This window comes from Burkholderia sp. BCC1996, from assembly GCF_905339955.1.
Lineage (GTDB): Bacteria > Pseudomonadota > Gammaproteobacteria > Burkholderiales > Burkholderiaceae > Burkholderia.
In genome coordinates this window covers 103,306-127,736 of record NZ_CAJPHM010000009.1, presented here as the reverse complement: position 1 = coordinate 127,736, position 24,431 = coordinate 103,306, and the positions used below count along the sequence as shown (strand labels likewise).

Annotated in this window: 20 protein-coding genes; 6 read left to right on the top strand and 14 right to left on the bottom strand. The window is 69.4% G+C overall.

All coding sequences use genetic code 11. From position 1 onward, the window contains the following. Window positions 1-143: 143 nt before the first annotated feature. The 4 genes from U4Z64_RS15480 to U4Z64_RS15465 all read right to left on the bottom strand — a co-directional run bounded on the left by U4Z64_RS15480 (window position 144) and on the right by U4Z64_RS15465 (window position 5,447). Window positions 144-1,238: a porin gene (locus U4Z64_RS15480; protein ID WP_321820400.1), complete on the bottom strand. Its 1,095-nt coding sequence runs from the start codon at window positions 1,236-1,238 to the stop codon at window positions 144-146. Between the two features lie 153 nt (window positions 1,239-1,391). Further along, window positions 1,392-2,459 carry an ABC transporter ATP-binding protein gene (locus tag U4Z64_RS15475; RefSeq protein ID WP_321820399.1) on the bottom strand — a complete coding sequence of 356 codons (1,068 nt, stop codon included), beginning with the start codon at window positions 2,457-2,459 and terminating at the stop codon, window positions 1,392-1,394. Next, window positions 2,452-4,224, bottom strand: coding sequence for an iron ABC transporter permease (locus tag U4Z64_RS15470; protein ID WP_321820398.1), 1,773 nt, complete (start codon window positions 4,222-4,224; stop codon window positions 2,452-2,454). Before U4Z64_RS15470 ends, U4Z64_RS15475 begins: the two co-directional genes overlap by 8 nt. 122 nt (window positions 4,225-4,346) lie before the next feature. Then, window positions 4,347-5,447, bottom strand: a complete 1,101-nt coding sequence (locus U4Z64_RS15465) for an ABC transporter substrate-binding protein (RefSeq protein ID WP_044842979.1) — start codon at window positions 5,445-5,447, stop codon at window positions 4,347-4,349. 125 nt (window positions 5,448-5,572) lie between these two features. On the opposite strand from U4Z64_RS15465, the gene U4Z64_RS15460 reads away from it, so the two are divergent. Both U4Z64_RS15460 and U4Z64_RS15455 read left to right on the top strand, forming a co-directional pair. Further along, window positions 5,573-6,247 (top strand): response regulator, encoded by a 675-nt coding sequence (locus U4Z64_RS15460; RefSeq protein WP_044842980.1) that lies wholly within the window; start codon window positions 5,573-5,575, stop codon window positions 6,245-6,247. A gap of 196 nt (window positions 6,248-6,443) precedes the next feature. Next, window positions 6,444-7,835: a sensor histidine kinase gene (locus U4Z64_RS15455; protein ID WP_321820397.1), complete on the top strand. Its 1,392-nt coding sequence runs from the start codon at window positions 6,444-6,446 to the stop codon at window positions 7,833-7,835. Window positions 7,836-7,857: 22 nt separating this feature from the next. Here the strand turns inward: U4Z64_RS15455 and U4Z64_RS15450 are convergent, their stop codons facing one another. From U4Z64_RS15450 to U4Z64_RS15415, 8 genes are all read right to left on the bottom strand, one after another. Beyond that, window positions 7,858-8,724: an MOSC domain-containing protein gene (locus tag U4Z64_RS15450; protein WP_124485076.1), complete on the bottom strand. Its 867-nt coding sequence runs from the start codon at window positions 8,722-8,724 to the stop codon at window positions 7,858-7,860. A 98-nt stretch (window positions 8,725-8,822) separates the two neighbouring features. After that, window positions 8,823-9,782 carry an ABC transporter substrate-binding protein gene (locus U4Z64_RS15445; protein ID WP_321820396.1) on the bottom strand — a complete coding sequence of 320 codons (960 nt, stop codon included), beginning with the start codon at window positions 9,780-9,782 and terminating at the stop codon, window positions 8,823-8,825. Between the two features lie 37 nt (window positions 9,783-9,819). Then, entirely contained in the window at window positions 9,820-11,004 is a 1,185-nt protein-coding gene (locus U4Z64_RS15440; protein ID WP_321820395.1) for a cytochrome c, read from the bottom strand. A gap of 50 nt (window positions 11,005-11,054) precedes the next feature. Next, entirely contained in the window at window positions 11,055-11,879 is an 825-nt protein-coding gene (locus tag U4Z64_RS15435; protein WP_124484935.1) for an ABC transporter ATP-binding protein, read from the bottom strand. After that, window positions 11,873-12,979: an ABC transporter permease gene (locus tag U4Z64_RS15430; RefSeq protein ID WP_321820394.1), complete on the bottom strand. Its 1,107-nt coding sequence runs from the start codon at window positions 12,977-12,979 to the stop codon at window positions 11,873-11,875. The genes U4Z64_RS15435 and U4Z64_RS15430 overlap by 7 nt, the downstream gene beginning before the upstream one ends. A 4-nt stretch (window positions 12,980-12,983) precedes the next feature. Further along, entirely contained in the window at window positions 12,984-14,018 is a 1,035-nt protein-coding gene (locus tag U4Z64_RS15425) for an ABC transporter substrate-binding protein (protein ID WP_044842987.1), read from the bottom strand. A gap of 35 nt (window positions 14,019-14,053) precedes the next feature. Beyond that, entirely contained in the window at window positions 14,054-14,899 is an 846-nt protein-coding gene (locus U4Z64_RS15420) for a class II aldolase/adducin family protein (RefSeq protein ID WP_124484933.1), read from the bottom strand. A gap of 20 nt (window positions 14,900-14,919) precedes the next feature. After that, window positions 14,920-16,005, bottom strand: coding sequence for an LLM class flavin-dependent oxidoreductase (locus U4Z64_RS15415; protein ID WP_321820393.1), 1,086 nt, complete (start codon window positions 16,003-16,005; stop codon window positions 14,920-14,922). A gap of 451 nt (window positions 16,006-16,456) precedes the next feature. Here U4Z64_RS15415 and U4Z64_RS15410 point away from each other — a divergent pair, with 451 nt between their 5' ends. Next, a complete protein-coding gene (locus U4Z64_RS15410; protein ID WP_321820392.1) occupies window positions 16,457-17,794 on the top strand; it encodes an acyl-CoA dehydrogenase family protein in 1,338 nt (445 codons plus the stop codon). Between the two features lie 121 nt (window positions 17,795-17,915). Here the strand turns inward: U4Z64_RS15410 and U4Z64_RS15405 are convergent, their stop codons facing one another. After that, entirely contained in the window at window positions 17,916-18,839 is a 924-nt protein-coding gene (locus U4Z64_RS15405) for a LysR family transcriptional regulator (protein ID WP_044842990.1), read from the bottom strand. A gap of 74 nt (window positions 18,840-18,913) precedes the next feature. Between U4Z64_RS15405 and U4Z64_RS15400 the strand changes: the two genes are divergently transcribed. Both U4Z64_RS15400 and U4Z64_RS15395 read left to right on the top strand, forming a co-directional pair. Beyond that, window positions 18,914-19,480 (top strand): cysteine dioxygenase, encoded by a 567-nt coding sequence (locus U4Z64_RS15400; RefSeq protein WP_044842991.1) that lies wholly within the window; start codon window positions 18,914-18,916, stop codon window positions 19,478-19,480. 122 nt (window positions 19,481-19,602) lie between these two features. Next, the gene (locus U4Z64_RS15395; RefSeq protein ID WP_321820391.1) at window positions 19,603-21,228 is read left to right on the top strand and encodes a rhodanese-related sulfurtransferase; all 1,626 of its coding nucleotides are present in this window, start codon (window positions 19,603-19,605) and stop codon (window positions 21,226-21,228) included. Between the two features lie 92 nt (window positions 21,229-21,320). Here U4Z64_RS15395 and U4Z64_RS15390 read toward each other — a convergent pair whose 3' ends face one another. Beyond that, complete coding sequence (locus U4Z64_RS15390; protein WP_321820390.1) at window positions 21,321-22,466, bottom strand: glycerophosphodiester phosphodiesterase; 1,146 nt, start codon at window positions 22,464-22,466, stop codon at window positions 21,321-21,323. A 426-nt stretch (window positions 22,467-22,892) separates the two neighbouring features. Here U4Z64_RS15390 and U4Z64_RS15385 point away from each other — a divergent pair, with 426 nt between their 5' ends. After that, window positions 22,893-23,957, top strand: coding sequence for a phytoene/squalene synthase family protein (locus U4Z64_RS15385; protein ID WP_321795331.1), 1,065 nt, complete (start codon window positions 22,893-22,895; stop codon window positions 23,955-23,957). The last annotated feature ends 474 nt before the right edge of the window (window positions 23,958-24,431 follow it).

Below are 24,431 nucleotides of genomic sequence, written 5' to 3'. Positions count from 1 at the left end.
TGCGCGCACCGGCGGCAGACTGGCATCCACCGTCGCGTCGAGCCGTTAGACGATTGCGAACGCGCGGTGCGAAGCAGGGCGGTGGTGCGTACCGACAACGGGCGGCGCGACATCAAAGTCACCCGCCGCCCGCGTCGTCACACTCAGAACCGCTGCTGAATCCCCGCGGTCACGCCGACCTGCGTCGTGCCATACCCGGCGAAATCGCGCGACACGCCGACCTTCTGGTCGTGTTTCGCGATCGCGAACGCGCCGGCCGCGTACAGCACCGTGCGCTTCGACAGCGCGTATTGCGCCCGAACCGATACCAGCGTCGGGTCGGCATCCGTGCCGCCCTTGATGTTCTGGTGATAGACGGCCGCGATCAGCGAGAACGTCGGCGTGAACTGGTACGACCCGCCGAGCCAGTACATATCGCTCAGCTGGTTCGCCGCCGCGGTGCGAAACGTGCGCTTGTAGTTGCGATAGCCGGCCATCGTCTTCAGGTTGCCGAAATCGTAGCTCAGGCCCGCGTGAATCCCCTGGATGTAGTTGACGGTATCGGCCGGCGTGACGCTGTCGGCCGCGCCGTTCTGCCGGTCGAACGTGAGCACCGCCGCGAACGGGCCGGTCTCGTAGCCGAGCGCGAAGTCGTATTTCGAGCTGGTCTTCACGCTGCCCGGCACATTGCCGAAGCCATACAGCGCGCCGAACTTGAAGCCGCTGAATTCACCGTCGTAACGCACCGCATTCGACGAGCGCGTGAACATGCCGTCCTTGCGCCCGCCGGTCGCCATCGACGACGACGCCCACGAATAGTTTTGCGAGTAACCCATCGGGTCGAACGGCATCATGTAGTCGTACGTGACGGTGAAGTTGCGGCCAAGCGTCAGCTCGCCCCATTTGCCTTTCAGGCCCACCGTCGCACGGCGCGCGAAGATCGAGTCGGGGCCGTCGTCGGACGCGCCATTCGCGAGATCGATGCCGCTTTCGAGGCGAAACACCGCCTTCAAACCGCCGCCGAGATCCTCGACGCCGCGCAAGCCCCAGCGCGACGTGTTCTTGTTGCCCGACTTCAGCTTGAACGAATTGCCGCCATCCGGTGCCGCATGGTTCGTGTATTCGATGCCGGCGTCCATGATCCCGTAGATCGTGACCGACGACTGCGCGTGCGCGACCGGCGCGGCGAGAGAGGCTACTGCCGCGGCTGAACTGGTGAGGACTACTGTTCGAATAGAACGTTCTGCACGTGACTTCATTTTGACGGTGTCTCCTTGGTTGTTGTGGGTTGGTCGAAACGTAAAACGCGTATTCGACACGCCATCGGCGGACGCCATGAAGCGTCCGCCGATTCGAGTCGCAAAAGCATGTTGAATGCACGCGCGGCGGCACACGAGCCGCCGCGAAGCGGGTCAGCCCGCTTTCGCGAACGCCCAGCAGTCGTTGGTCGGGAATTCGATCCAGTGCTTGCCGGCCGCGCGCGGCACGTGGCCGAACGCGCGCAGGCGCATCTCGCCGCAATGGAACAGGTATTCCCAGCGGTCGCCGAGATACATCGACGTGACGAGGTCGGCCTGCAGCCGGTTCGCGCCCGGGCCGTCGGCGACCTGCACGCGTTCGAGGCGGATCACGGCCTGCGCGTCCTGGCCCGGCGCGAACGTGTCGCGGGCGAGCGCCTGCAGCTCCCAGCCGTCGCCGGCGAGCGTCACGCGTTCGCCGTCGACGGCCGAGACGCGCGCGTCGATGCGGTTGTTGCTGCCCATGAATTCGGCCGTGTACAGCGAGCGCGGCGCGCCGTACAGCTCGGCCGGCGTGCCTTCCTGTTCGATGCGGCCGTTGCGCAGCAGCAGGATGCGGTCGGACATCGCCATCGCTTCGGTCTGGTCGTGCGTCACGCAGAACGCCGACAGCCCGAGCGACACGATCAGCTCGCGCAGCCACGCACGCGCTTCCTCGCGCAGCTTCGCGTCGAGGTTCGACAGCGGCTCGTCGAGCAGGATCACCGGCGGGTTGTAGACGAGCGCACGCGCGATCGCGACACGCTGCTGCTGGCCGCCCGACAGCTGATGCGGAAAGCGCTCGGCGAGGTGGCCGAGGCCGAGCTGGTCGAGCGCGGTCTGCACGCGGCGCTTCTGTTCGGCCGGCGCCACGCGGCGCAGCTTGAGCCCGTAGCCGACGTTGTCGGCGACGGTGCGGTGCGGCCACAGCGCGTACGACTGGAACACGAGGCCGAGCGAACGCTGTTCGACCGGCAGGTCGACGTGCCGCGCGCCGTCGAAGAACACGCGGTCGTCGAGCTGGATGCGCCCGTCGGACGGCTGTTCGAGGCCGGCCACCGCGCGCAGCAGCGTGGTCTTGCCGCTGCCCGACGCGCCGAGCAGGCACACGACTTCGCCGGCCTTCAGTTCGAACGACACGCCCTTGAGGATCGGGTTGGCGCCATAGCTGAGATGCAGGTCGTCGACGATGAGCTTATCCATGAAGTTTCACTCCGAAGCGCAGGGCCACGCCGAGACCGGCGCCGACCATCGCGATGTTGATGACAGAGAGCGCGGCAACCTGGTCGACGGCGCCGGTCGCCCACAGCGACACGAGCAGCGCGCCGATCACTTCGGTGCCGGGCGACAGCAGATAGACGGCGGTCGAGTATTCGCGCTCGAAGATCATGAAGATCAGCAGCCACGCGGCGAGCAGGCCGAAGCGCACGAGCGGCAGCGTCACGTCGAGCGACACGCGGCTGCGCGTCGCGCCGACGCTGCGGCCGGCTTCCTCGAGTTCCGGGCCGACCTGCAGCAGCGCGCTTTGAATGAGCCGCATCCCGTATGCGAGCCACACGACCGTGTATGCGATCCAGATGCTCCACATCGAGTTCTTCAGCTCGCGCAGGCCCGGCACGAACAGGAAGATCCACAGGAACGCGAGACCGGCGAGCAGGCCCGGCACCGCGCGCGGCAGCAGCACGAGGTAGTCGAGCAGTTTCGTCGCCCAGTCGTTGCGGCGATGGCCGGCGAAGGCGACGAGCGAGTAGAAGCCGATCGCGAGCGCACCGCCGATCACGCCGATGCCGAGCGTGTTGACGATCGCGCGCACGAGGTTGTCCTGCTCGAACAGCTCGATGAAGTTCGACAGCGTCAGCGCTTCGGCGAGCGCGACGCCTTCGCCCCAGTTGCTCACGAACGCGCGCAGCACGATGCCCGAGATCGGCACGATCACCGTCAGCATCAGCCACAGCGTGACGATCGCGAGCGCGACCCAGCGCCATACGCCGAGCGGCAGCACCGTCGCACGGCCGGCCTTGCCCTTCACCGTGACGAAGCGGTTCGCGGTCTTCAGCAGGCGGCGCTGCAGCAGCACGAGCGGGAACGTGATCGCGACGATGCACACCGCGACCGCGGCCATCAGGTGATACGACGGCACGCCGAGCTTGTTGGTCAGCTTGTACAGGTAGGTCGCGAGCACGAGGTGGCCTTCCGGATCGCCGAGCACGAGCGGCAGCCCGAACACCTCGAAGCCGAGGAAGAACACGAGCACGCCGGCGAACAGCAGCGCGGGCATCGTCATCGGCAGGCTCACGTCGAGCGCGACGCGGAACGGCCGCGCCCCCGTCACGCGCGCTGCTTCCTCGACGTCCGAGCCGAGGTTGCGCAGCGCGGCCGACGAGTACAGGTACACGTGCGGCACGTGCGTGAGGCCGACGATCATCGTGATCGCGAAGATCGAGTACACGTTCCAGGGTACGTTCTGCACCCCGAACAGTTCCTTGAACCACACGGAATAGAAGCCGACCGGGCCGGCCGCGACCACGTAGCCGAACGCGAGCACCATCGGCGACACGAACACGGGCGTGAGCAGCAGCGGCTCGAGCCAGCGACGGCCGGGCAGGTCGGTGCGCACCATCAGGAACGCGAGGATGCCGCCGAGCGGGATCGAGATGAACAGCATCCCGCCGGCGATGATGAACGAGTTCTTCACGGCCGACCAGAAGTCCGGGTCGGTGAAGATGAAGCGGAAGCCTTCGACGCCGAGCGTCTTGTTCGCGTCGAAGAACGGCGCGGACAGCAGGCTCTGGAACAGGATGAAGCCGAGCGGCAGCGCGACCGCGACGGTGAGCACCGCGACGACGATCCAGCGCAGCATGCCGGCGAGCGGCTGCAGGTTGCTGACCTGCAGCGCGGGAATCGCGCCGCCCTGGCCGGTGGTGGGCGGAACGGCCGGCGCCGCTCCGCGTGTGCTGGTTGAAAGCATGAGTTCGCCCCTGCGGCCATCCGGATGGCCGCCTCTAGGAAGTCGGTATGGGGAAGGGGCCGCCCGCGCGGCGTGCGGCGGGCGGCCGTCGGTCGGCCGAAGCCGATCAGCGAATCAGCGGATCAGCTCTTGATCGCCTGCTGCCATTGCTTCAGGAACGCGAGCCGCTTCGACTGGTCCAGATAGACGAGCAGGCCGGTGCCGATCGGGATCGGCTTCAGCGAATCGCCGAGTTCCTTCGTGAGGCTCGCGGCCGACGTTTCGCCGGTCACGTCCGTGCGAATCGCGTACAGGTTCGCCTGGTTCGCGATCAGCGTCTGGCCGCGCTTCGACAGCAGGTAGTCGACCCACAGCTTCGCGGCGTTCGGGTTCTTCGCCTTCTTCGAGATCGTGGCCAGGCGGCTCACGACTTGTGTGTAGTCCTTCGGGAATACGTAGCCGATCGACTTGTCCTTCTTCGCCTTCGCGTACGCATACGAGCCGATGATGTTGTAGCCGATCAGGTTCTCGCCCGACGAGATGCGCTCCATCATCGCGCCGGTGCTCGACTGCAGCTTCGGACCGGTCGCGCCGATCGCCTTCACGAGCTCCCACGTGACCTTCTCGTTCAGGTGCGCGTCCTGCGTCAGCGCGTTGAAGCCGACACCGGATTTCTCGACGTCGTACGTCGTCAGCTTGCCTTTGAACTTGTCGGGTTGCGACGTGAGCAGCTTGATCAGGTCGGTGCGCGTCTTCGGCACCTCGTTCTCGGGAATCAGCCGCTTGTTGTAGACGATCGCGAGCGGCTCGAACGTCGTGCCGTATGCCTGCTTCTGGTATTGCGCCCATTGCGGCACGTTCGCGCTTTCCGGCGAATCGTACGACGTCATCAGGCCGTCGTTGACGAGCTTGACCTGCAGGTCCATCGCCGAGCTCCACAGCACGTCGGCACTGGTGCTGCTCGCGGCGTTCTCGCTGATGTAGCGGTTGTACAGCTCGGTGCTGTTCATGTCGTTGTACTCGACCTTCACGCCATACAGGCTTTCGAAGTCCTTGATCAGCGGGCGCACGAGGCCCGTGTCGGTCGTCGAGTAGACGATCAGCTTGCCTTCCTTCTTCGCGGCGTCGACGACACCTTGGTAGTTACCCGGATACCCGGCCGGAACCTGTGCGGTGGCGGCGCCGGCGGCGGTGCCCAGGACGATCGCCAGCGCGGCGGCGAGCTGCTTCGGTGCAAACGGCATGTCTTCCTCCAGTTATGCGTGTGTGTTGTTCGAGTGACGCGGATGTTAATTGCGACGCACTTTCAGCCTGCTTTCATTTCGGTTCACAATAGCGTCCTTTGTGTCATGGATTTCCCGAGGTCCCCATGCGTGTGCTGCTGGTCGAAGACAACCCGAACCTTGCGCAGTCGTTGAACGACGCGCTGAGTGCCGCGCGCTTCGCGGTCGATCACATGGCGGACGGCGAGGCGGCGGATCACGTGCTGCGCACGCAGGACTACGCGCTGGTGATCCTCGATCTCGGGCTGCCGAAGCTCGACGGGCTCGAAGTGCTGCGGCGGCTGCGCGCGCGCCGCAATCCGGTGCCGGTGCTGATCCTCACCGCGCACGGCTCGGTCGAGGACCGCGTGAAGGGGCTCGATCTCGGCGCCGACGATTACCTCGCGAAGCCGTTCGAGCTGACCGAGCTGGAGGCGCGCGCCCGCGCGCTGATCCGGCGCAGCCTCGGCCACGAGCATTCGCGGGTCGAGTGCGGGCCGCTTTCGTATGACAGTATCGACCGCAGCTTCCACCTCGCCGGCGAACCGCTGCCGCTCACGCCGCGCGAGCGCTCGGTGCTGGAGGTGCTGATCCTGCGCAACGGCCGCGCGATCAACAAGGAGACGCTGTCGGAGAAGATCTTCGGGCTCGACGAGTCGGTCAACGCGGATGCGATCGAGATCTACGTGTACCGGCTGCGCAAGAAGCTGGAGAACACCGGTGTCGCGATCGTCACGCTGCGCGGCCTCGGATACTTGCTCGAAGCGAAGGCGGCCGGATGAACCACCGCCGGGCTTGCCTTCTTTGCATGGGGCCGCGGTACGCGCCAAAGCGCTGCTCGGGATCAACACGTTCGCGGCCTGCCGGGGGCGCGTCTGCCATCCGCGGCCGGCCTGGCAAAGCCGGCCGGCTGCACGGGCGCGGAGCGAGGCCGCACGCGTTTTCCGCCACGCTGGTCGGTGCAGCCCGGCGGGCAGCATGGTGACACGCCCGAACCTGCGCGCGCAGGTCGCGCTGTGGCTGCTGCTGCCGCTGCTCGGGCTGCTCGCGCTCGACTCGTGGCTCACGTATCAGCGCGCGATGAGCGCCGCGCACGTCGCGTTCGACCGCACGCTGTCGTCGTCGCTGAAGTCGATCCGCGAAGGCGTGCGGTTCAACGAGGGCGAGATCGAGGTCGACCTGCCGTATCTCGCGCTCGAGATGTTCGAGTCGGGCGACGGCGGCAAGATCTATTACCTGATCCGCGAGGACAACGGCCGCACGATCACCGGCTATCCGGACCTGCCGCTGCCGCAGGGCGACGGCACGCTGTTCGTCACGCGCTACTACAACGTCGTCTATCGCGGCGAGCAATTGCGCATGGCCGCGCTGCGCGTGCCGGTGCACGACGTGCCGACCGCGCAGACGCGCATCGTGTGGGTGATGGTCGGCGAGACGATCGAGGCGCGCCAGGCGCTCGCGCGCGAGATCCTGATGGGCTCGCTGCTGCAGGAGGGGCTGCTCGTCGTGCTCGCGCTCGGGATCGTGTGGCTCGGCGTCGGGCGCGGGCTGCGGCCGCTGAACCGGCTGTCGGCGACGGTCGCCGCGCGCAGCGACGGCGATCCGACGCCGCTCGATACCGGCGGCATGCCGAGCGAACTCGCGCCGCTCGTCGAGTCGATCAACCAGTACATCGGCCGCACGCAGCGGATGCAGGTCGCGCGGCGGCGTTTCTTCGCGGACGCGGCCCATCAGCTGAAGACCCCGCTCGCGGCGGTGCAGGCCGGCGTCGAGCTGGCGTTGCGGCCGGACGAGCAGCCGCGCGTGAACGTGCATCTGCGGCGCGTGAACGGCGCGGTGCGGCAGGCCGCGAAGATCGTCCAGCAGCTGCTGTCGCTGTCGCGGCTCGATTCGGACAGCGGCCAGGCGGTCGCGCACCAGCCGGTCGCGCTGCACCGGCTCGCGCGCAGCGTGACGCTCGACTGGTCGCCGGTCGCGCGCGCGCGCGACATCGATCTCGGCTTCGAGCACGAGGCGGATGTCGACGTGCTCGGCCAACCGGACCTGCTCGGCGAATTGATCGGCAACCTGATCGACAACGCGATTCGTTATTCGGGCGATCGCGCGGTGATCACGGTGCGCGTGTCGCGCGATGGCGACCATGCGCGGCTCGACGTGATCGACAACGGGCCGGGCATTCCGGCCGCCGAACGCGACGCGGTGTTCGAGCGCTTCCATCGCGGCAGCAAGACGCAGACGGTCGAAGGCACGGGGCTCGGGCTGTCGATCGTGCGCGGGATCGCGCGCGTGCATCAGGGCAGCGTGACGCTGGCCGATGCGGCGGGAGGCGGGTTGATCGTGACGGTGATGTTGCCGACGGCGGCGCAGTAGAAGGGCTGGTTCGCTCAGTCGCTCAATCGCCGAATCCAATCTCCGCCTCGAGCGATTGCCCGACCTCCAGCCAGGCTCCCGCGCCTTCGACGACGATTGCATTGATGCCGAACGTCAGCGCGTCGTCGTAGTTCGGATTCGCGCGATAGGTCTGCATCGTGTCGGTCGGCTCGTGCGGCCACGCCGGGTTCGGCGCGCCGGTCACCTGGTCGATCGTCGGCATCGGGCAACGCGTGCACAGCTTCACGAGGCGCAGCCGCACGGGTGTGTCGCCTTCGGCGTCGAGATGCTCGACGAAATCCTCTTCATACGCATCGAGATCCGACACGACGATGTTCGGGCGGAAGCGGTTCATCGGAATCGCCGGCGCGCCTTTCGCGACGAGCTTCGCGTTCAGGTCGTCGAGCGACGACTGGCCGATCACGAGCAGCGGATAGCCGTCCGCGAACTGCGTGTGCGTGTCGATGTCGCCGGTCCATTTGCGGTTGCAGCCGCGGCGCGCATCCGCGCCGAAGCGCGCGAGCTTCAGCGGCGTGCCGAGGAATTCGGTGAGCCATGCGGCTGTCGCGGCGCCCGTGTCGATCGCGTCGACGGTGTCGCGCCAGACGGTCGCGGCCATCTTCGGCGTGGCCGGCGTCGCGTCGCCGTCGAGCGGCGTGCGGATCTCGGGCATGCCCGGCGCGTTCAGCACGAGCGCGTCGTGCTCGAGCGCGGTTCGGATCAGCGCGAGGCGCGGGTGCGTGCGCTGCGTGATCATCATCCCGTCCGGGGTGGTGATCAGCCAGTGGCGATCGTACGCGAGGCCCGTTTCGAGCAGTTGCGCGCGCGACAGCGCGATGCCGGCGCAGGATTTGATCGGGTAGACGAAGAGTTCGGAGATGGCTGGCATGACGCTGGCTGACACGGGCAGGATGGTCGAATCGCGATTGTGCCAGATCGTGCGAAAGCCGTTTGGGCGGTTGCAGGCCGCCGCACGGCCGCGGCCGGTCACGCCAGCGGAAAGCCGAGGTCGAAGGTCGTGCGCACGTCGAGCGGCTGGCGCAGCAGCCCGGCCTTCAGGTAGAAGTCGGCCGTACGCTGCTGCCCGGCGATCACCGTCGCGTCGATCGGCTGCCAGCGCGTGTTGCGGCGCTCGAACTGCAGCTTCGCGGCCGCCGGCGGGATGCCGATGATGCGCGCGAGTGCCGCGGAATACGCGTCGACGTGCCGGTACGACCAGACCTGCGCGCGCACCACCCGTTGCAGGAAGTCGTGCAGCACGTCGCGCTTCGACGCGATCGCCGCGTCGGTCGCCGCGATGTAGCTGAAGCCCGACCACAGGCCGCGGCCGTTGACGAGCACGCGCGCGCGGCCGCTCGTTTCCGCGAGGGCCGTATAGGGTTCCCACGTCGCCCACGCATCGATCGAACCGGTTGCGAGCGCAAGCATCGTGTCGGCCGGCGGCAGGAAGCGGAACGAAACGGCGTCGGGCGGCAGGCCGGCCGCGTCGAGCGCCTTCAACGTGACGAAATGGCCGATCGAGCCGCGCGTGGTGCCGATGCGCTTGCCTTTCAGGTCGGCGGCGTCCTTCAGCGTCGCGTCGGGCCGCACGAGCACGGCGGTGCCGTACGGGTCGGACCGGTTCGCGCCGATCACCTTGATGCGGGCGCCCGAGGCGAGCGCGAAGATCACCGGCGCGTCGCCGATCGGCCCGCAGTCGACGGCCGCCGCGTTCAGCGCTTCGGCCAGGGGCGCGGCGGCCGGGAATTCGGTCCATGCGATGTCGTACGCGAGGCCGTTCAGTTCGCCGGCCGCTTCGAGCAGCGCGCGCAGGCCGCCTTTCTGGTCGCCGGCACGCAGCAGCGGCCGCGCGTCCGATTGCGCATGCAGCGTGGCCGGCGCGGCGGCGAGGGCGGCGGCGGCGAGGGCGCTCGCTTGCGCGAGGAAGTGGCGTCGGGTCGGATTCATCGTGAAGTTCGGTTCGTCGGGAAAACGGTTCAGGGATTCAATGCGGGAGCCCGGCCTGCACGTCGCGTACGGGTTCGGCGTCCACGCGCAGCAGCAGCGCGGTCAGCGGATCGACGTTCGCGGCGCCGGCCGGCGCTCGCGCCGCGGCATCGGAGCGGCACAGCAAGTCGTTGGCCGACCAGCCCGCGCTGCCCGGCAACGCGCGCGCCCGCAGCCAGCCGCGCCGGTCGGCAAGCAGTTGCGTGCCGCCGAACACAGCGGGCGGCACGCCGGCAATCGTCGCGAACGCTTGCCATGCATCGGGCGTCGATGCGACGCAGTTCGCGCGCGTGATGACCGGCGGTGGCGGCGTGGACGGATCGCCGGCGGTGACGAGCAGCGTCTGCCAGCGCGGGTCTTCCCGCGGCGGCGTGCCGCCCGGCGCGAGCGCGACGATGCGCACGCGCTGGCCTTCTCGCCAGCGCTCGAGCGGTTGCGGCGCGGCGCTGCCGCAGCGCACGTCGAGCGCCGGCAGCGGAACGGGCACGGGCCACGCCCCTTCCGCCTGCGCGCCGCTGCCGGCCGACAGCGCTTTCAGGTAATCGAGCACGGCCCACGTGTCGGACGGGCCGAGCGTCGCGGCAAAGCCCGGCATCGACGCCGCGCCGCGCGCGTCGCGCGTACCGTGCCGCATGCGCCAATACAGTTCGCCGTCGAGCCGGCGGGCAAGCAGTGCGCCCGCGAAGGTCGGCGGCCAATGCGCGAGGCTCGCCGCGAGCGGGCCTTCGCCGCGGCCGTCCGCGCCGTGACAGGCTGCGCAATGCTGCGCATACAGATGCGCGCCGCGCATCAGGTTCACGACGGAAAACGCGGCGGGACTGCGCTGGAAACTCGTGGGCACCGCCGGCGCGAGCCACAGCGACGCCGGCGGCCACGGCGCGAACCACGCGACGGCCAGCGCGGCGATCGCCGCTGCCGCCCGCCACTTGCGCGACACGAGTGCGATGCAGCCGAGCGCCGCGGCGAGCGTGGTCATCGCGACGGCGAATGCAAGCTGTCGCGTGAGCCCCGCGTCGATGCGCAGCGTTTCGAGCGCGATGCGGTGTGCCCAGGGCCACGCGGCCTGTCCGTCGGCATCGCCGGTCAGGCCGATCGCATGCAGCACCCGGGCCAACGCGATCTGTGCGCGATACAGCAGTTGCAGGAACAGGAGCGCCCAGTCGGCGAACGGCGGCGCGTTCATCGGCGCGGCCCTTGCCGCGCACCGGCCATCCTGCGAAAGGCACTGCGCATCTACCAGCTCGCATCGAGTCCGAGATGCCGCAGCGCTTCGTGACGCAGTTCGGCGAGACGCGGGTCGCCGCGATGGCGCGGATACGGCAGGTCGACACGCAGTTCCGCGACGATGCGTGCGGGCCGCGGCCCGAACACGATCACGCGCTGCGCGAGAAACAGCGCTTCCTCGACATCGTGCGTGACGAGCAGCGCGGAGAACCCGTCGCGTTGCCACAGCGCGGTCAACTCGGCCTGCATCGTCAGCCGCGTCAACGAATCGAGCTTGCCGAGCGGTTCGTCGAGGATCAGCAGGCGCGGATCGTTGACGAGCGCGCGGGCGAGCGCGACACGCTGCGCCATCCCGCCCGACAGCTGATGCGGAAACACGTTCGAGAATTCCTGCAGCCCGACGCGCGCGAGCGCATCGTCGACGCGATGCTGCGACGTGCGGGCCACGCCGCGCGCCTCGAGGCCGAGCGCGACGTTCGCGCGCACGCGGCGCCACGGGTAGAGCGTCGGATCCTGGAACACGACGATGCGCGACGGATCGGGCCGCTCGATCGGCGTGCCGTCCTGCGCGATCGTGCCTTGCCGCGCGGCGTCGAGGCCCGCGACGAGCCGCAGCAGCGTCGATTTTCCGCAGCCGCTCGGGCCGAGCAGCGCGACGAATTCGCCGGCCGCGACCGACAGCGTGACGTCGTCGAGCACCGGCAGCGGGCCGCCGGGGCCGTCGAACGCGTGGCTCACGCGGCGGATGTCGATGCGCGCGCCGCGCGGCGCCGTGGCGTCGAGCGCGGCGGGCGGCGTGGCAACGGACGATTCGAGAACGGCGGCGCTTACCATTTGACGGTTCCTTTCTGCCACGCGAGCACACGGTCGCGCACCGCGAACAGCAGCGCGATCAGCCCGGAAAACAGCAGCGCCATCACGATCAGCGCCGCATACATGTTCACGTACGATGCCCAGCCCTGCGCCCAGCTCAGGTACCAGCCGAGCCCCGACTTGACGCCCATCATCTCGGCGACGACCAGCACCGTGAACGACGCGCTCAGCCCCATGAAGATGCCGACGAACACGTGCGGCAGCGCGGCCGGAATCGCGACGCGCAACACGAGGAAGCGCGCGTTCGCGCCGAGCGTGCGCGCGACGTCGTAGTACTGCCGGTTTACGCTCGCGACGCCCGACCACGTCAGCACCGCGACCGGGAAGCCGGTCGACAGCGCGATCAGGAACGCGGCGGCCGAATAGCTCGTCGGGAAGAAGTAGAACGTGAGCGGCAGCAGCGCGGTGGCCGGCACGGGGCCGAGCACGCGCAGCACCGGATGCACCCAGTAGCCGATGCGGCGCGACCAGCCGATCGATACGCCGACCGCGAACCCGACCGCGACGCCGTACGCGAAGCCGAGGGAAAGCAGCTTCAGCGTGTTGCCGGCGCTGCCGGCAAGGCGCGGCCAGTCGTCGGCGTAGACCTCGATCAGCGCCTGCGGCGGCGCGAAGAACGGCGTTGGCAGCCAGCCGGTCTTGGCCGTGACGATTTCCCACACGGCGAGCACGAGCGGCAGCGCCACGAGCCACGGGCCGGCCGGGCGCACGCGGGCGAGCCGCGCACGCGTGGCCGGCACGCGATGGCCGAGCGTCGCGGCGGCCAGCAGCAGCGCGCCGATCGCCCACGCGGCGATGCCGAACGTGTCGGTGTACGCCCAGTCGGTGAAACCGACGACGCGGTTCGGCCACACGTAGGTCACCGCGCCGAGCGCGGCCCACGCGAGCGCCGCGACGACGCCGGTCGGCCAGGTGCGTGCGCGGCGGGCTTCGGCCGCGAGCGTCGCGTCGCAGGCCGTGCACGCGGGACGGGACGTGGCAGTCGCGGGCGGCGCCGCGGTGGCGGCATTGCCCGAGGCGGACGCGGTGCGCGCGGCGGACGCGTGTTCGATCGTCGACATCGCGTCACCCCAGCACGTTCGCATAGACCTGCTGCGCGAAGCGCTGCGGGTCGGTGCTCTTTTTCAGCACGCTGATGCGGCGGAAATCGTCCGCGTAGAACGCGATTTCCTGCTGCAGGTCGACGTTGGTCGGGTGGTGCGTGTAGGTCAGCGTCGCGTACAGCTTGCGCAGGTCGTCGGGGTTGATCTTCGGCGAATACTTCGCGAATGCCTTCGCGGCTTCGTTCGGGTTGTCGTGCGTGTACTCGGTGGCCTGCACGATCGAGCGCGCGAGTGCGGCGGCCGCCGGGCGGTCGTTGCGCACGAGGTCGCCGCGCGCGCCGATCACGCAGCACACCTTGCGCGCATATTCGCCGGACAGGTTCGTCGCGAGTTCGGTGTACGCGCCGTTGCTGCGCTTCTCGAGCAGATAGAGGTTCGGGTCGCCGTCGGCGATGGCCTGGATCTCGCCCTTGTCGACCGCGACGCCGAGCAGGTCGGCCGGATACTGCCGCCACGTGATGTCGCGTTCGGGATCGATGCCGTTCTTCGCGAGCAGGATCGAGAAGAAATGCTTGCCGGGCGCCGCGAGATCGCTGACGCCGACCGTCTTGCCCTTCAGCGCCTGCAGGGTCGTCACGCCCGCCGTCTTCGACCCGAGCAGCCGCACGCAGCCGCCGTGCGAGCTGCCGATGATCTTCACGTCGAAGCCGGCTTCGAGCGGCTTCAGCCAGCGGTGGATCATCCCGACCGCGGCATCGGCCTTGCCGGTCGCGATCGATTCGAGCAGCTGGTCGGTCGATCCGCTGTAGTTGATCAGTTCGACCTTCAGCCCGTTCTTCTCGAAGAAGCCGTTCTCCTGCGCGACGACGATCGGCGTCAGGCAGAACGCGTTCTGGTTCCACGCGAACGTGAGCTTCTTCAGCGGCGGCGCCGACCAGGCCTTGCGGCCGAGCGTGATCGCCGGTGCGGCGAGCGCGGCGGCCCCGGCCGCGCGCAGCAGCCGGCGGCGCTTGTCGTCATGGGCGCCGGTCGGCGCGGGTGCGGTGGTTTTGGTCATGGTGTGGTCTCTGGTTCCGGTCGTGCGGCGGGCGCTCAGTCGAGCAGGTCGGGTTCGTCGGCGACGACGCGCGCGAACAGGCTGTCGAACGCGTGCAATGCGCCGTCGGGGCCGCCGATCTGGCCGTGCGTGTGTCGCGCGGTCGCATGATCGATCGGTTGCGGCGTGCCGGCCGCTTCGGCCAGCAGCTGCGTGTGCGCGGCGTTGTCGAGCGCGATGTACCACCACGCGGCGGCCTCGACCGTCGGGCCGGCCGTCAGGATGCCGTGGTTCTTCAGGATCACGCCCTTGTGCGTGGTGCCGTCGGGCTTCGCGAGCGCATCCGCGATCCGCGCGCCTTCGCTCGTATCGACGACCATCCCGGTGAAGTCGTCGAACAGCGCGTGGTCCTCGTAGAACACGCACGCGTCCTGCGTCAGCGGGTCGAGCGGGCGGCCGAGCGTCGACCACGCCTTGCCGTAGGTCGAATGCGTGTGCGCGGCCGCGACGAGGTGCGGATGCGCGTCGTGAATCGCCGCGTGGATCGCGAACGCGGCCTTGTTCAGCGGCCGGTTGCCGATCGCGGTTTCGCCGCGCGAATTGACGAGCAGCAGGTCCGACACCTTGATCTGCGAGAAATGCACGCCGAGCGGATTCACCCAGAAGTGGTCGGGCAGTTCCGGGTCGCGCGCGGTGATGTGGCCGGCGAGGCCCGACGCGAAGCCGAAGCGCGCGAACAGGCGGAACGCGGCTGCGAGCCGCTCCTGCCGGTGGCGGCGCTCGGCGGCGACGTCGAAGCGCGGCGCGGGCGGATCGAACCAGAAATGCTGGCGCGGCGTGTCGGCGAGGACGAGGCCCGACGCGGTGCGCACGGGCGAGGACGAAGACAGGACGGCGGACATGGTCGGCATCTCCCCGTGCGTCAGGCCGCGCGGCGCGCCGCGTCGCGTGCCGCGACGGCGCTGCGCACGCGCGGAATCAGTTCGCGGCCGTAGTCGATCGCGTCTTCGAGCGGATCGAAGCCGCGAATCAGGAACGTCGTCACGCCGAGGTCGTAGTAGTCGAGCAGCGCGTCGGCGACCTGTTCGGGCGTGCCGACCAGCGCGGTCGAATTCGAGCGCGCGCCGGTGAGCTTTGCGATCTCGGTCCACAGCCGCTTGTCGACGCGCGAGCCGCGTTCGGCCGCGGCGAGCAGGCGCCGCGCGCCTTCGCTCTGCTGCGGGCCGCCGGTGGCGAGGCCGGCCGCTTCGCGCAGCCGGCGGGTTTCGTCGAGGATCCGGTGCGCGCGCGCCCACGCTTCGTCTTCGGTTGCCGCGAGGATCGGCCGGAACGACACGGAGAAGCGCACCTGCCGACCGTGCTTCGCGGCTTCGGCGCGCACGCGCGTCGTCAGGTCGCGCACCTGGTCGAGCGATTCGCCCCACAGCGCATAGACGTCCGCGTGCTTGCCGGCGACTTCCAGCGCCGCTTCCGAGGCACCGCCGAAGTAGATCGGCACGTGCGGCTTCTGGAACGGCTTCACTTCCGAAAAACCCTGCGTGAAGCGGTAGTGCGCGCCGTCGTGATCGAACGGCTGCGTGTCGGTCCAGATGCGGCGCAGGATGCCGAGGTATTCGTCGGTGCGCGCGTAGCGTGCGTCGTGGTCGAGGAAATCGCCGTCGCGCTGCTGCTCGCTGTCCGAGCCGCCGGAGATGAAGTGCACGGCGAGCCGGCCGCGGCTGAACTGGTCGAGCGTCGCGATCTGCCGCGCGGCGAGCGTCGGCGCGGTGAAGCCGGGGCGATGCGCGAGCATGAAGTGGATGCGCTCGGTCGCCGCGGCGGCGAACGCGATCGTCAGCGTCGCCGACGGGCCGGTCGAGTGGTGCGGGACGAGGATCCGGTCGAAGCCGGCCGTTTCGTGGGCGCGGGCGAAGTCGCGCACGTAGTCGGGGTCGACGACGGGGCCGGCAGGCGGATGGATTTCCGACTGCTTCTGGCTCTGGATCATGCCGATGAATTCGACGCTCATCTGGGTCTCCGATGCAAGGACGGCCCGGCGCGGCCAGCGATGGCCGGCGGGGCGGGAATGGAGCGCAGATTACCGCCGGGATCATGCGGAACGGAAATAATCAATCCCGAATTGAATATCAGATTTGCATGGTTTGGGCGCGTGTGCGTTGCGCATACGCTATGGGCTCACGATCGGGCCGAACGGGGCGCCGGCTGCGTGTCGAGCGGGGCTTGCGCGCCGGATCAACACGACGGGAGCCGGATCGGCATCGGGTTCGGAAGCAGCGGCTCGGGTCGAAGGCAGAGGTGTGCGGCGGATGCGTGCGCGAGCGCCCCGGATCCACGCCACGCGCCCCCGGCGAATCCAGCGCCGATCGCCGCCGGCTCCACGAGCCACCGCCGCCATTCGCCGAGCGATCTTCGCCACGACGTTTTATCCCGCTACCCAGTCACCGAGGGAATCCGTACCGATGTCCGCCAGCCTTGCCGCTTCCTCGCCGCTATCGCCGCAGTCGTCCCAGTCGTCGCTGCGCCACCTGCCTGCCGACGATGCGCGCGTTACCGCGCTGCTCGCGCGTCTCGCGCCCGAACTCGCGGCCGACGCCGCCCGCAACGACGTCGACGGCCGTTTCCCGCACGAGAACTTCGCGCGGCTGCATCGCGCCGGGCTGATCGCGCAGGTCGTGCCGCGCGAGCACGGCGGCGCGGGCGCGACGCTCGCGCAGGCGAGCCGGATCGTGGCCGCGGTCGCGCGCGCCGATCCGGCGACCGCGCTGGTGCTGACGATGACCTACCTGCAGCATCGCGCGCTCGGCCGCGCGGACAACCGCTGGCCCGCGCGCCTGCGGCGTGCGGTGTTCGACAGCGCGGTTGCCGACGGCGCGCTGATCAACGCGCTGCGCGTCGAGCCGGCGCTCGGTTCGCCGTCGCGCGGCGGCCTGCCCGAAACGATCGCGCGTCGCGACGGCGACGGCTGGCGGCTGTCCGGCCACAAGCTGTACAGCACCGGCATTCCGGCGCTGCGCTGGCTGGCCGTGTGGGCCCGCACGGACGAACCCGAGCCGCGCGTCGGCGTGTTCCTCGTGCGGCGCGAGCGCGACACGGAAGTCGATGCGCGCATCCGCGTGATCGAAAGCTGGAATCACCTGGGCCTGCGCGCATCGGGCAGTCACGAGGTGGTGTTCGACGACGTGCGGCTGCCCGCCGATCATGCGGTGGACGTGCGCGCGCCCGATGCGTGGGCCGTGTCGGCCGCGAGTCATGCGGATGTCGATGCGCAGGCCGACCAGCAGGCCTGGATGGTCGCGCTGCTCGGCAGCCTCTACGACGCGGTCGCCCGCGCGTCGCGCGACTGGCTGCTGGATTTCGCGACGACGCGCGCGCCGAGCGGGCTCGGTGCGCCGCTCGCGACGCTGCCGCGCGTGCAGGAGGCTGTCGGCGAGATCGAAGGGTGGCTGCACGCGAACCGCGTGCTGCTCGACGAGCACATCGCGCGCACCGATGCGGGCGACCCGCCGACGGTGACGACGAGCGGCCTCGTCAAGCGGACCGTGACGGAACAGGCGATCCGCACGGTCGAGCACGCGTTGAAGCTGTCGGGCAATCACGGGCTGAGCCGCCACAATCCGCTCGAACGCCACTATCGCGACGTGCTGTGCAGCCGCGTGCATACGCCGCAGGACGATGCGATCGCGGTGGCCGCCGGACGGGCCGTGCTCGACGCGGCGGCGCGACGCGCTGCCGCGAACGCGGAAGCGGGCGGAACGTCACGCGACGTGCCGGTATCCGGTCGCGACAGCGATGCGTGAGCGGGGCGGCGGGATGGTGGGCGCAAAGGCCAACGCAAACGCAAACGCAAACGCAAACGCAAACGCAAACGCAAACGCAAACGCAAACGCGACGCCGCCGCGCCGGCGCCGTCGCGCGTGGTCAAGCGGCTTCGTCGTGCCCGGCCGCATCCGCCGGCAGCGCGAACGCGGTGCGCGCATGCGCGGCCACGGCCGTGAGCGGCGCCTTGAAGCGCGCGGCGTCCTGCCGGTGCAGCAGCCACAGATCGATCTGCGGCTTGAAATCGGCGAGCGGGACGATGTCGACCGCGTCGCGCAGCGGGCTGCCTTCGACGAGCGGCAGCGGCATCAGCCCGATCCCGAAGCCGTTCGCGACGCTCTGCAATTGCAGGTCGCGGCCGTAGGCGTCGAGCGTGACCGGCATCGGCAGCCCCTGCGCGTCGAGCGCGCGGCGCAGCCCCGCACGAAAGCCGCAGCCGTCGGGATTGAGCACCCAGCCGCGCGCCTGGCAGTCGGCGAGCCGGTAGCTGCGGCGCGGCCAGTCGCCCTTGCGGCCGACCGCGACGAGCCGCGTGGCCAGCAGCCGCTCGCCTTCGACCTGCGGCGGCAGCACCATCTCGCGGGCCAGAAACACCAGCGCGGCGTCGAGTTCGCGGTGCGCGACGCGTTCGACGAGCATGCCGCCCCACGCGGTCGTGACCTGCGTGGCGAGCGCCGGCCATTGCGCGGCGAGCTGCGCGATCAGGCCGGGCAGCATCAGCTCGCCGAGCCCTTGCGTGAGGCCCACGCGGAATTCGCCGGCGGGCGGCCGCTGGCCGGCCGTCAGTTCGCGCAGCGCGTCGACTTCGCGCAGGATCGCGCGGCACTGCTCGAACACCTGCAGGCCGATGTCGGTCGGGCGCGGCGGCTTCGTGTTGCGGTCGAGCAGCGTGACGCCGAGCGCCTCCTCGAGGTTCTGCACGCGCCGCGTGATCGCGGGCTGCGTCATGCCGAGCTCGGCCGCGGCCTGGCTCAGCGTCTGGCCGCGAACGACCGCTGCAAAAGCGTCGATATCGCTAATTTTCATGTTTGTTCTGCATGGTATTTCAGGTGCATCATGACGATCCATCATATTCGGCATCATATTCGAGGAGGCAGCCGATGAGTACGCTTTCGTTGCAGCAGACGCCGCTGCGTCCGTTCGTCGACGGGCTGGGCGCGCTGCTCGCGTCCGGCGCGAACGAGGCGCGCATCCTCGACGAGGGCGGCGCGCTGCTGGCCGCGCTCGTCGCGCACGACGACTGGCTGCCCGACGCGTTCGCGCAGCCCGATCCCGAGCGTTACCGCCAGTACCTGCTGCATCTCGATCCCGACGCGCGGTTTTCCGTCGTCAGCTTCGTGTGGGGGCCCGGCCAGACGACGCCGATCCACAACCACACGGTGTGGGGGCTGATCGGGATGCTGCGCGGCGGCGAGTTTTCGCAACCGTACCGGTTCGACGCGGCCGGCAGGCCGGTGCCGGCGGGCGACGCGGTACGGCTGCAGCCGGGCGACGTCGAGGCCGTGTCGCCGCGCATCGGCGACGTCCATCGCGTGACCAACGCGTTCGACGACCAGGTGTCGATCAGCATCCACGTGTACGGCGCGAACATCGGCCAGGTCGAACGTGCGGTGTTCCTCGACGACGGCACCGTGAAGCCGTTCGTGTCCGGCTATTCGAACGCGTGACCGGACGCATGACGCCGCAAGTCGCGGGCGCCCCGTTGCGACGGCGTGCCCGCGGGCATCGAGCTGCAGCCGTTTTCCGTGTGCTTTCTTCACCGACTCCAACAGAATCCGACAGAGACATCGTGACGCAATCCGTTGATTCCACTTCCCGTTTCCCCGTCGCGTCGTACCAGGACGTACGCGCGCGCCTGCTGGCCCGCGACGAAATCGCGCTGATCGACGTGCGCGAGGAAGATCCCTACGCGCAGGGCCACCCGCTGTGGGCCGCCAATTTTCCGCTGTCGAAGCTCGAACTCGACGCATGGACGCGCATTCCGCGCCGCGACACGCCGATCGTCGTATTCGGCGAAGCCGGCGGTGAGGATCTCGCGCCGCGCGCGGCCGAGAAACTCGCGCAGCTCGGCTATACCGACGTGCGGCTGCTCGACGGCGGCCTCGCGGGCTGGCTCGCCGCGGGCGGCGAACTGTTCATCGACGTGAACGTGCCGAGCAAGTCGTTCGGCGAATGGGTCGAGGCCGAGCGCCATACGCCGTCGCTGTCCGCGCAGGAGGTGCAGGCGCTGATCGATGAAAAGGCCGACGTCGTGATCGTCGACGCGCGCCGCTTCGACGAATACCAGACGATGAACATCCCGACGTCGACGAGCGTGCCGGGCGCGGAACTCGTGCTGCGCGTGCGCGCGCTCGCGCCGAATCCGGCAACGCAGGTGGTGGTGAACTGCGCGGGCCGCACGCGCAGCATCATCGGCACGCAGTCGCTCGTCAACGCGGGGTTGCCGAACCCGGTCGCAGCACTGCGCAACGGCACGATCGGCTGGACGCTCGCCGGCCAGACGCTCGAGCACGGCGCCGCGCGACGCTTTCCGGACGAGATCGCACCCGCGCAGCGTGAGGAAGCACGCCGCGCCGCGCGCGCGGTGGCCGAGCGCGCGGGCGTGCCGCGCGTCGCGCTCGCGGAGCTCGCCGCGCTCGACGAACCGGGCCGCACGCTGTACCGCTTCGACGTGCGAACGCCGGAGGAATACGAGGCCGGCCATCTGCCGGGCTTCCTGGGCACGCCGGGCGGCCAGCTCGTGCAGGAGACCGACCATCACGCGGCCGTGCGCGGCGCGCGGATCGTGCTCGCCGACGACGACGGCGTGCGCGCGGACATGACCGCGTCGTGGCTCGCGCAGATGGGCTGGGACGTGCGGGTGCTCGAGCCGGCCGGCACGGCGGCGTTCACCGAGCGCGGCCAGTCGCCGCGCGACGTGCCCGCGACGCCGCAGGTGAGCGAGGTGTCGCCCGCGACGCTCGCGGGCTGGCTGAAGGAGGCGGCCGCGGGCGAGCTCGCGATCGTCGACGTGACGGCCAGCGCGAACTACGTGAAGCGCCATATCCCCGGCGCGTGGTTCGTCGTGCGCGCGCAGTTGCGCGACGCGCTCGCCGCGATTCCGCCGGCGCGGCGCTATGTGTTCACGTGCGGATCGAGCCTGCTCGCGCGGTTCGCGGCGGACGACGCGCGCGCCTTGCTGCCGGCTTCCGCGGCGATCTCGGTGCTGACCGGCGGCACGGCCGCATGGATCGACGCGGGGTTGCCGCTCGAGCACGGCGAGACACGCCTCGCGTCGCCGCGCGCCGATCGCTACCGGCGCCCGTACGAAGGCACGGACAACGCGGCCGCCGCGATGCAGGCGTATCTCGACTGGGAATACGGGCTGGTCGACCAGCTGAAGCGGGACGGCACGCATCACTTCCGCGTGATCTGACCACCGCGCGGCAACCGGCGTGCGGCACGCGATGCGCCGCGCCCGGTTGCCGCATGTTCAGCGGCTCGGCGCATGCGGCACGTTCAGCGCGCTCAACGCTTGAACGTGTCGACGGCCGTGCGGCCGACGGCCGGATCGTCGGTGAAGAAGCCGTCGATGCCCGCGCGCAGGTAGGCCTGGATCTCGCGCACCGAGCCCGCGGTGTTGCGCGTGGCCGGTGTACCGCCGTCCTTCAGCGACGCGGGCAGGAAGTTGTTCTCCGGACGGAACGTATACGGATGCACGACGAGGCCGGCTGCGTGCGCGTCACGCACGTACGACGTCGGCTGCTGCAGCGTGCCGTCCGCGGCCACCGCGATGATCGACGTCTTGTACGGTCCGACGCCGTTCGCATAGGACGCGATCTCGCGCATCCCGTCGCGCGTCGACAGGTCGCCGTAGGTGCGCTTGTCGTTCGCCTTCACGAAGTCGTACGGACGCTGGCCGGCTTCGTCCATCAACTGCACGAGCTTCCAGTTCGGCTGGCTCGACTTGATCCGGTTGCGGATCGCCTTCAGGTTCGCGACCTCGAACGACTGGATGTAGACGGTCGCCGTGCGCGCCGTGTACGGATCCTTCAGCAGCGCGTCGACGAGACGATCCTCGAGCGGCAGGCCGATCGACTGGAAGTAGGTCGGGTGCTTGGTTTCCGGATACAGGTGGATCGTGCGGCCGGTCTGCGCGGACATCTGTTTCGCGAGCGCGACGATCTCGTCGAAGGTCGGAATCTCGAACTGGTCGTTGTACGCGGTGTTCGCCGGGCGCACCTTCGGAATGCGCTCGCGGGCACGCAGCGTCTTGAGCTCGGCGAGCGTGAAGTCCTCGGTGAACCAGCCGGTCAGCTGCGTGCCGTCGATCGTCCTGGTCGCCTTGCGGCTCGCGAACTGCGGCAGCGTCGACACGTTCGTCGTGCCGGAGATCTCGTTCTCGTGGCGCGCGACGAGCACGCCGTCGCGCGTCGCGACGAGGTCGGGCTCGATCACGTCCGCGCCGTCCTCGATCGCCTTGCGGTACGACGCGAGCGTATGCTCGGGGCGCAGCGCGCTCGCGCCGCGATGGCCGACCACCTGGACCTTCGCGGAGATCGGCCGAGTGGAATCGGACGCCGAGACGTCGTCGCCGCCGCAGGCGGCAAGCAGGACGGCGGCGGCACAGGCGAACGGGATACAGCGCAGGGCGGTCGGGCGCGGGAAGAGCATGTCGATGAACCTTCGGAACGGAAGTCGGTGAAAGGGCAAGCGGTCCGGCGATGCGGGGCCGCGTGAGCGAACGGGACGCGATCGTCGCACCGGATCATTACATATGTATTACTCGTGCCTTTCTGTTTTGTTGTCGCGTCAGGCGCGAGAATTGCGGGAACACGTCGCGGTCGAGACGGTGCGATCCGCCCGTCGCCGCCAGCCGGCGCCGCGATCGTCGCGCCGACGCGGTTCGGCGGTTGCGCGCCCACTTCGTCGGACGGATCGCGAGCGTGGTCGCCGGATGCACTAAACTTGCGGGACTTTTGCATCGCCGCGCCCGGCCGACACCCGCCCGCGCACGGCGATGCGGCGACTCGCGGGCCGGCGCGGGCGCCCGGCGCCCGCGTGCGTCCGGGGCCCGCGCCGGCCGATTTTTACCGACCCATGACGACGCATACCGATCCCGCCTACCTGCTCGGCGACCTGCTGAAGAACGTTTCCCGCTCCTTCTACCTGACGCTGCGCGTGCTGCCCGACGGCATGCGCGACCCGGTCGGCCTGGCCTACCTGCTCGCGCGCGCGGCCGACACGATCGCCGACACGGCGCTGGTCGCGCCCGATCGCCGCGCGGCGCTGCTGACCGACCTGCGGAACGAAGTCGAGCGGCTCGGCGACGGCGCGGCGCTGTCGCGCTCGCTCGAGGACGTGACGCGGATGCAGACGGATTCGCACGAACACGTGCTGCTCGGCTCGATGCAGCCGATGCTCGCGCTGCTGCGCGCGCAGCCGGATGCGGACCGCGCGTCGATCCGCAAGGTCGTCGCGACGCTGACGTCGGGGATGGAATTCGACCTGCGCACGTTCCCCGACGAACAGTCGGGCCGCGTCGCGTCGCTGCCGAACCGTGCCGAGCTCGATCGCTACACGTACCTGGTCGCCGGCTGCGTCGGCGAATTCTGGACCGACATGACCGGCGCGCACACGCGCGCCGCGCGCGGCTGGGACGTGCCGGACATGCGCGAGAAGGGCATCCGTTTCGGCAAGGCGCTGCAGATGACCAACATCCTGCGCGACTGCGCGAAGGATCTGCGGATCGGCCGCTGCTATCTGCCGGAGGACGTGCTGGCCGCATACGGCGTCGGCGTCGCCGACCTGATGACGCCCGATGCGTCGGCGCGCGCGCGCGGCGTGCTGGTCGACCTGCTGCGCGTGACGCTCGACCAGTATCGCGACGCGTGCCGCTACACGCTCGCGATTCCGCGCCGCTTCGTGCGGCTGCGGCTCGCGTGCCTGTGGCCGATCATGATCGGCCTCGAAACGCTCGAACTGCTGGCCGGCCACGATGCGTGGCTCGATCCGGCGACGCCGGCGAAGGTGCCGCGCAAGCGGATCTACCGGATCATGGCGTCGTCGCTCGCGCTCGTCGGTTCGAACGCCGCGATCCGTGCGCGGATCACCGCGCTCGTCGACGCGGTGAACGCGCGGATCGCGCAGCCGTCCGCGCGCTGAATCGCCGACTCGCGCTGAACGATGCCGGCGCGTGACGCGACCAGCGTCGGCATCGCCCCTCGGCCCGCATTCGCCGGGCCGCTCCCGGTCTCCCGTCCGATTGTCCGCACGCGGACTGAAACGTTTCCACGATTTCGCTTCCCGAAACGTGGGTGTCATGAATGTCAGCGATCCTGCGCGGCGGCGTGAATCGCGGCGTCAGCCGCGCTCACGCATTCGTAGGAAGGTTGTTGCCGAGGGCGTCTGACGACATCCGGCGGTCGCGATGCACCAGTAAAAATGTAAAGCTAGGGTTTTCACCGGGAAATGCCGGCAAGGCCCGCCGCGTAAGCGTTTTCAGGTGTTATGTAACCGTTTGGTGAACCCCCGCGTTGCGTCGATCATACGATGACCGACCGCACATGTTGGGAAACGATTGGTAATCCGTCAGAATCGCACCGGCATGTACTCGCACATGTGTCAGTCATAAAACCA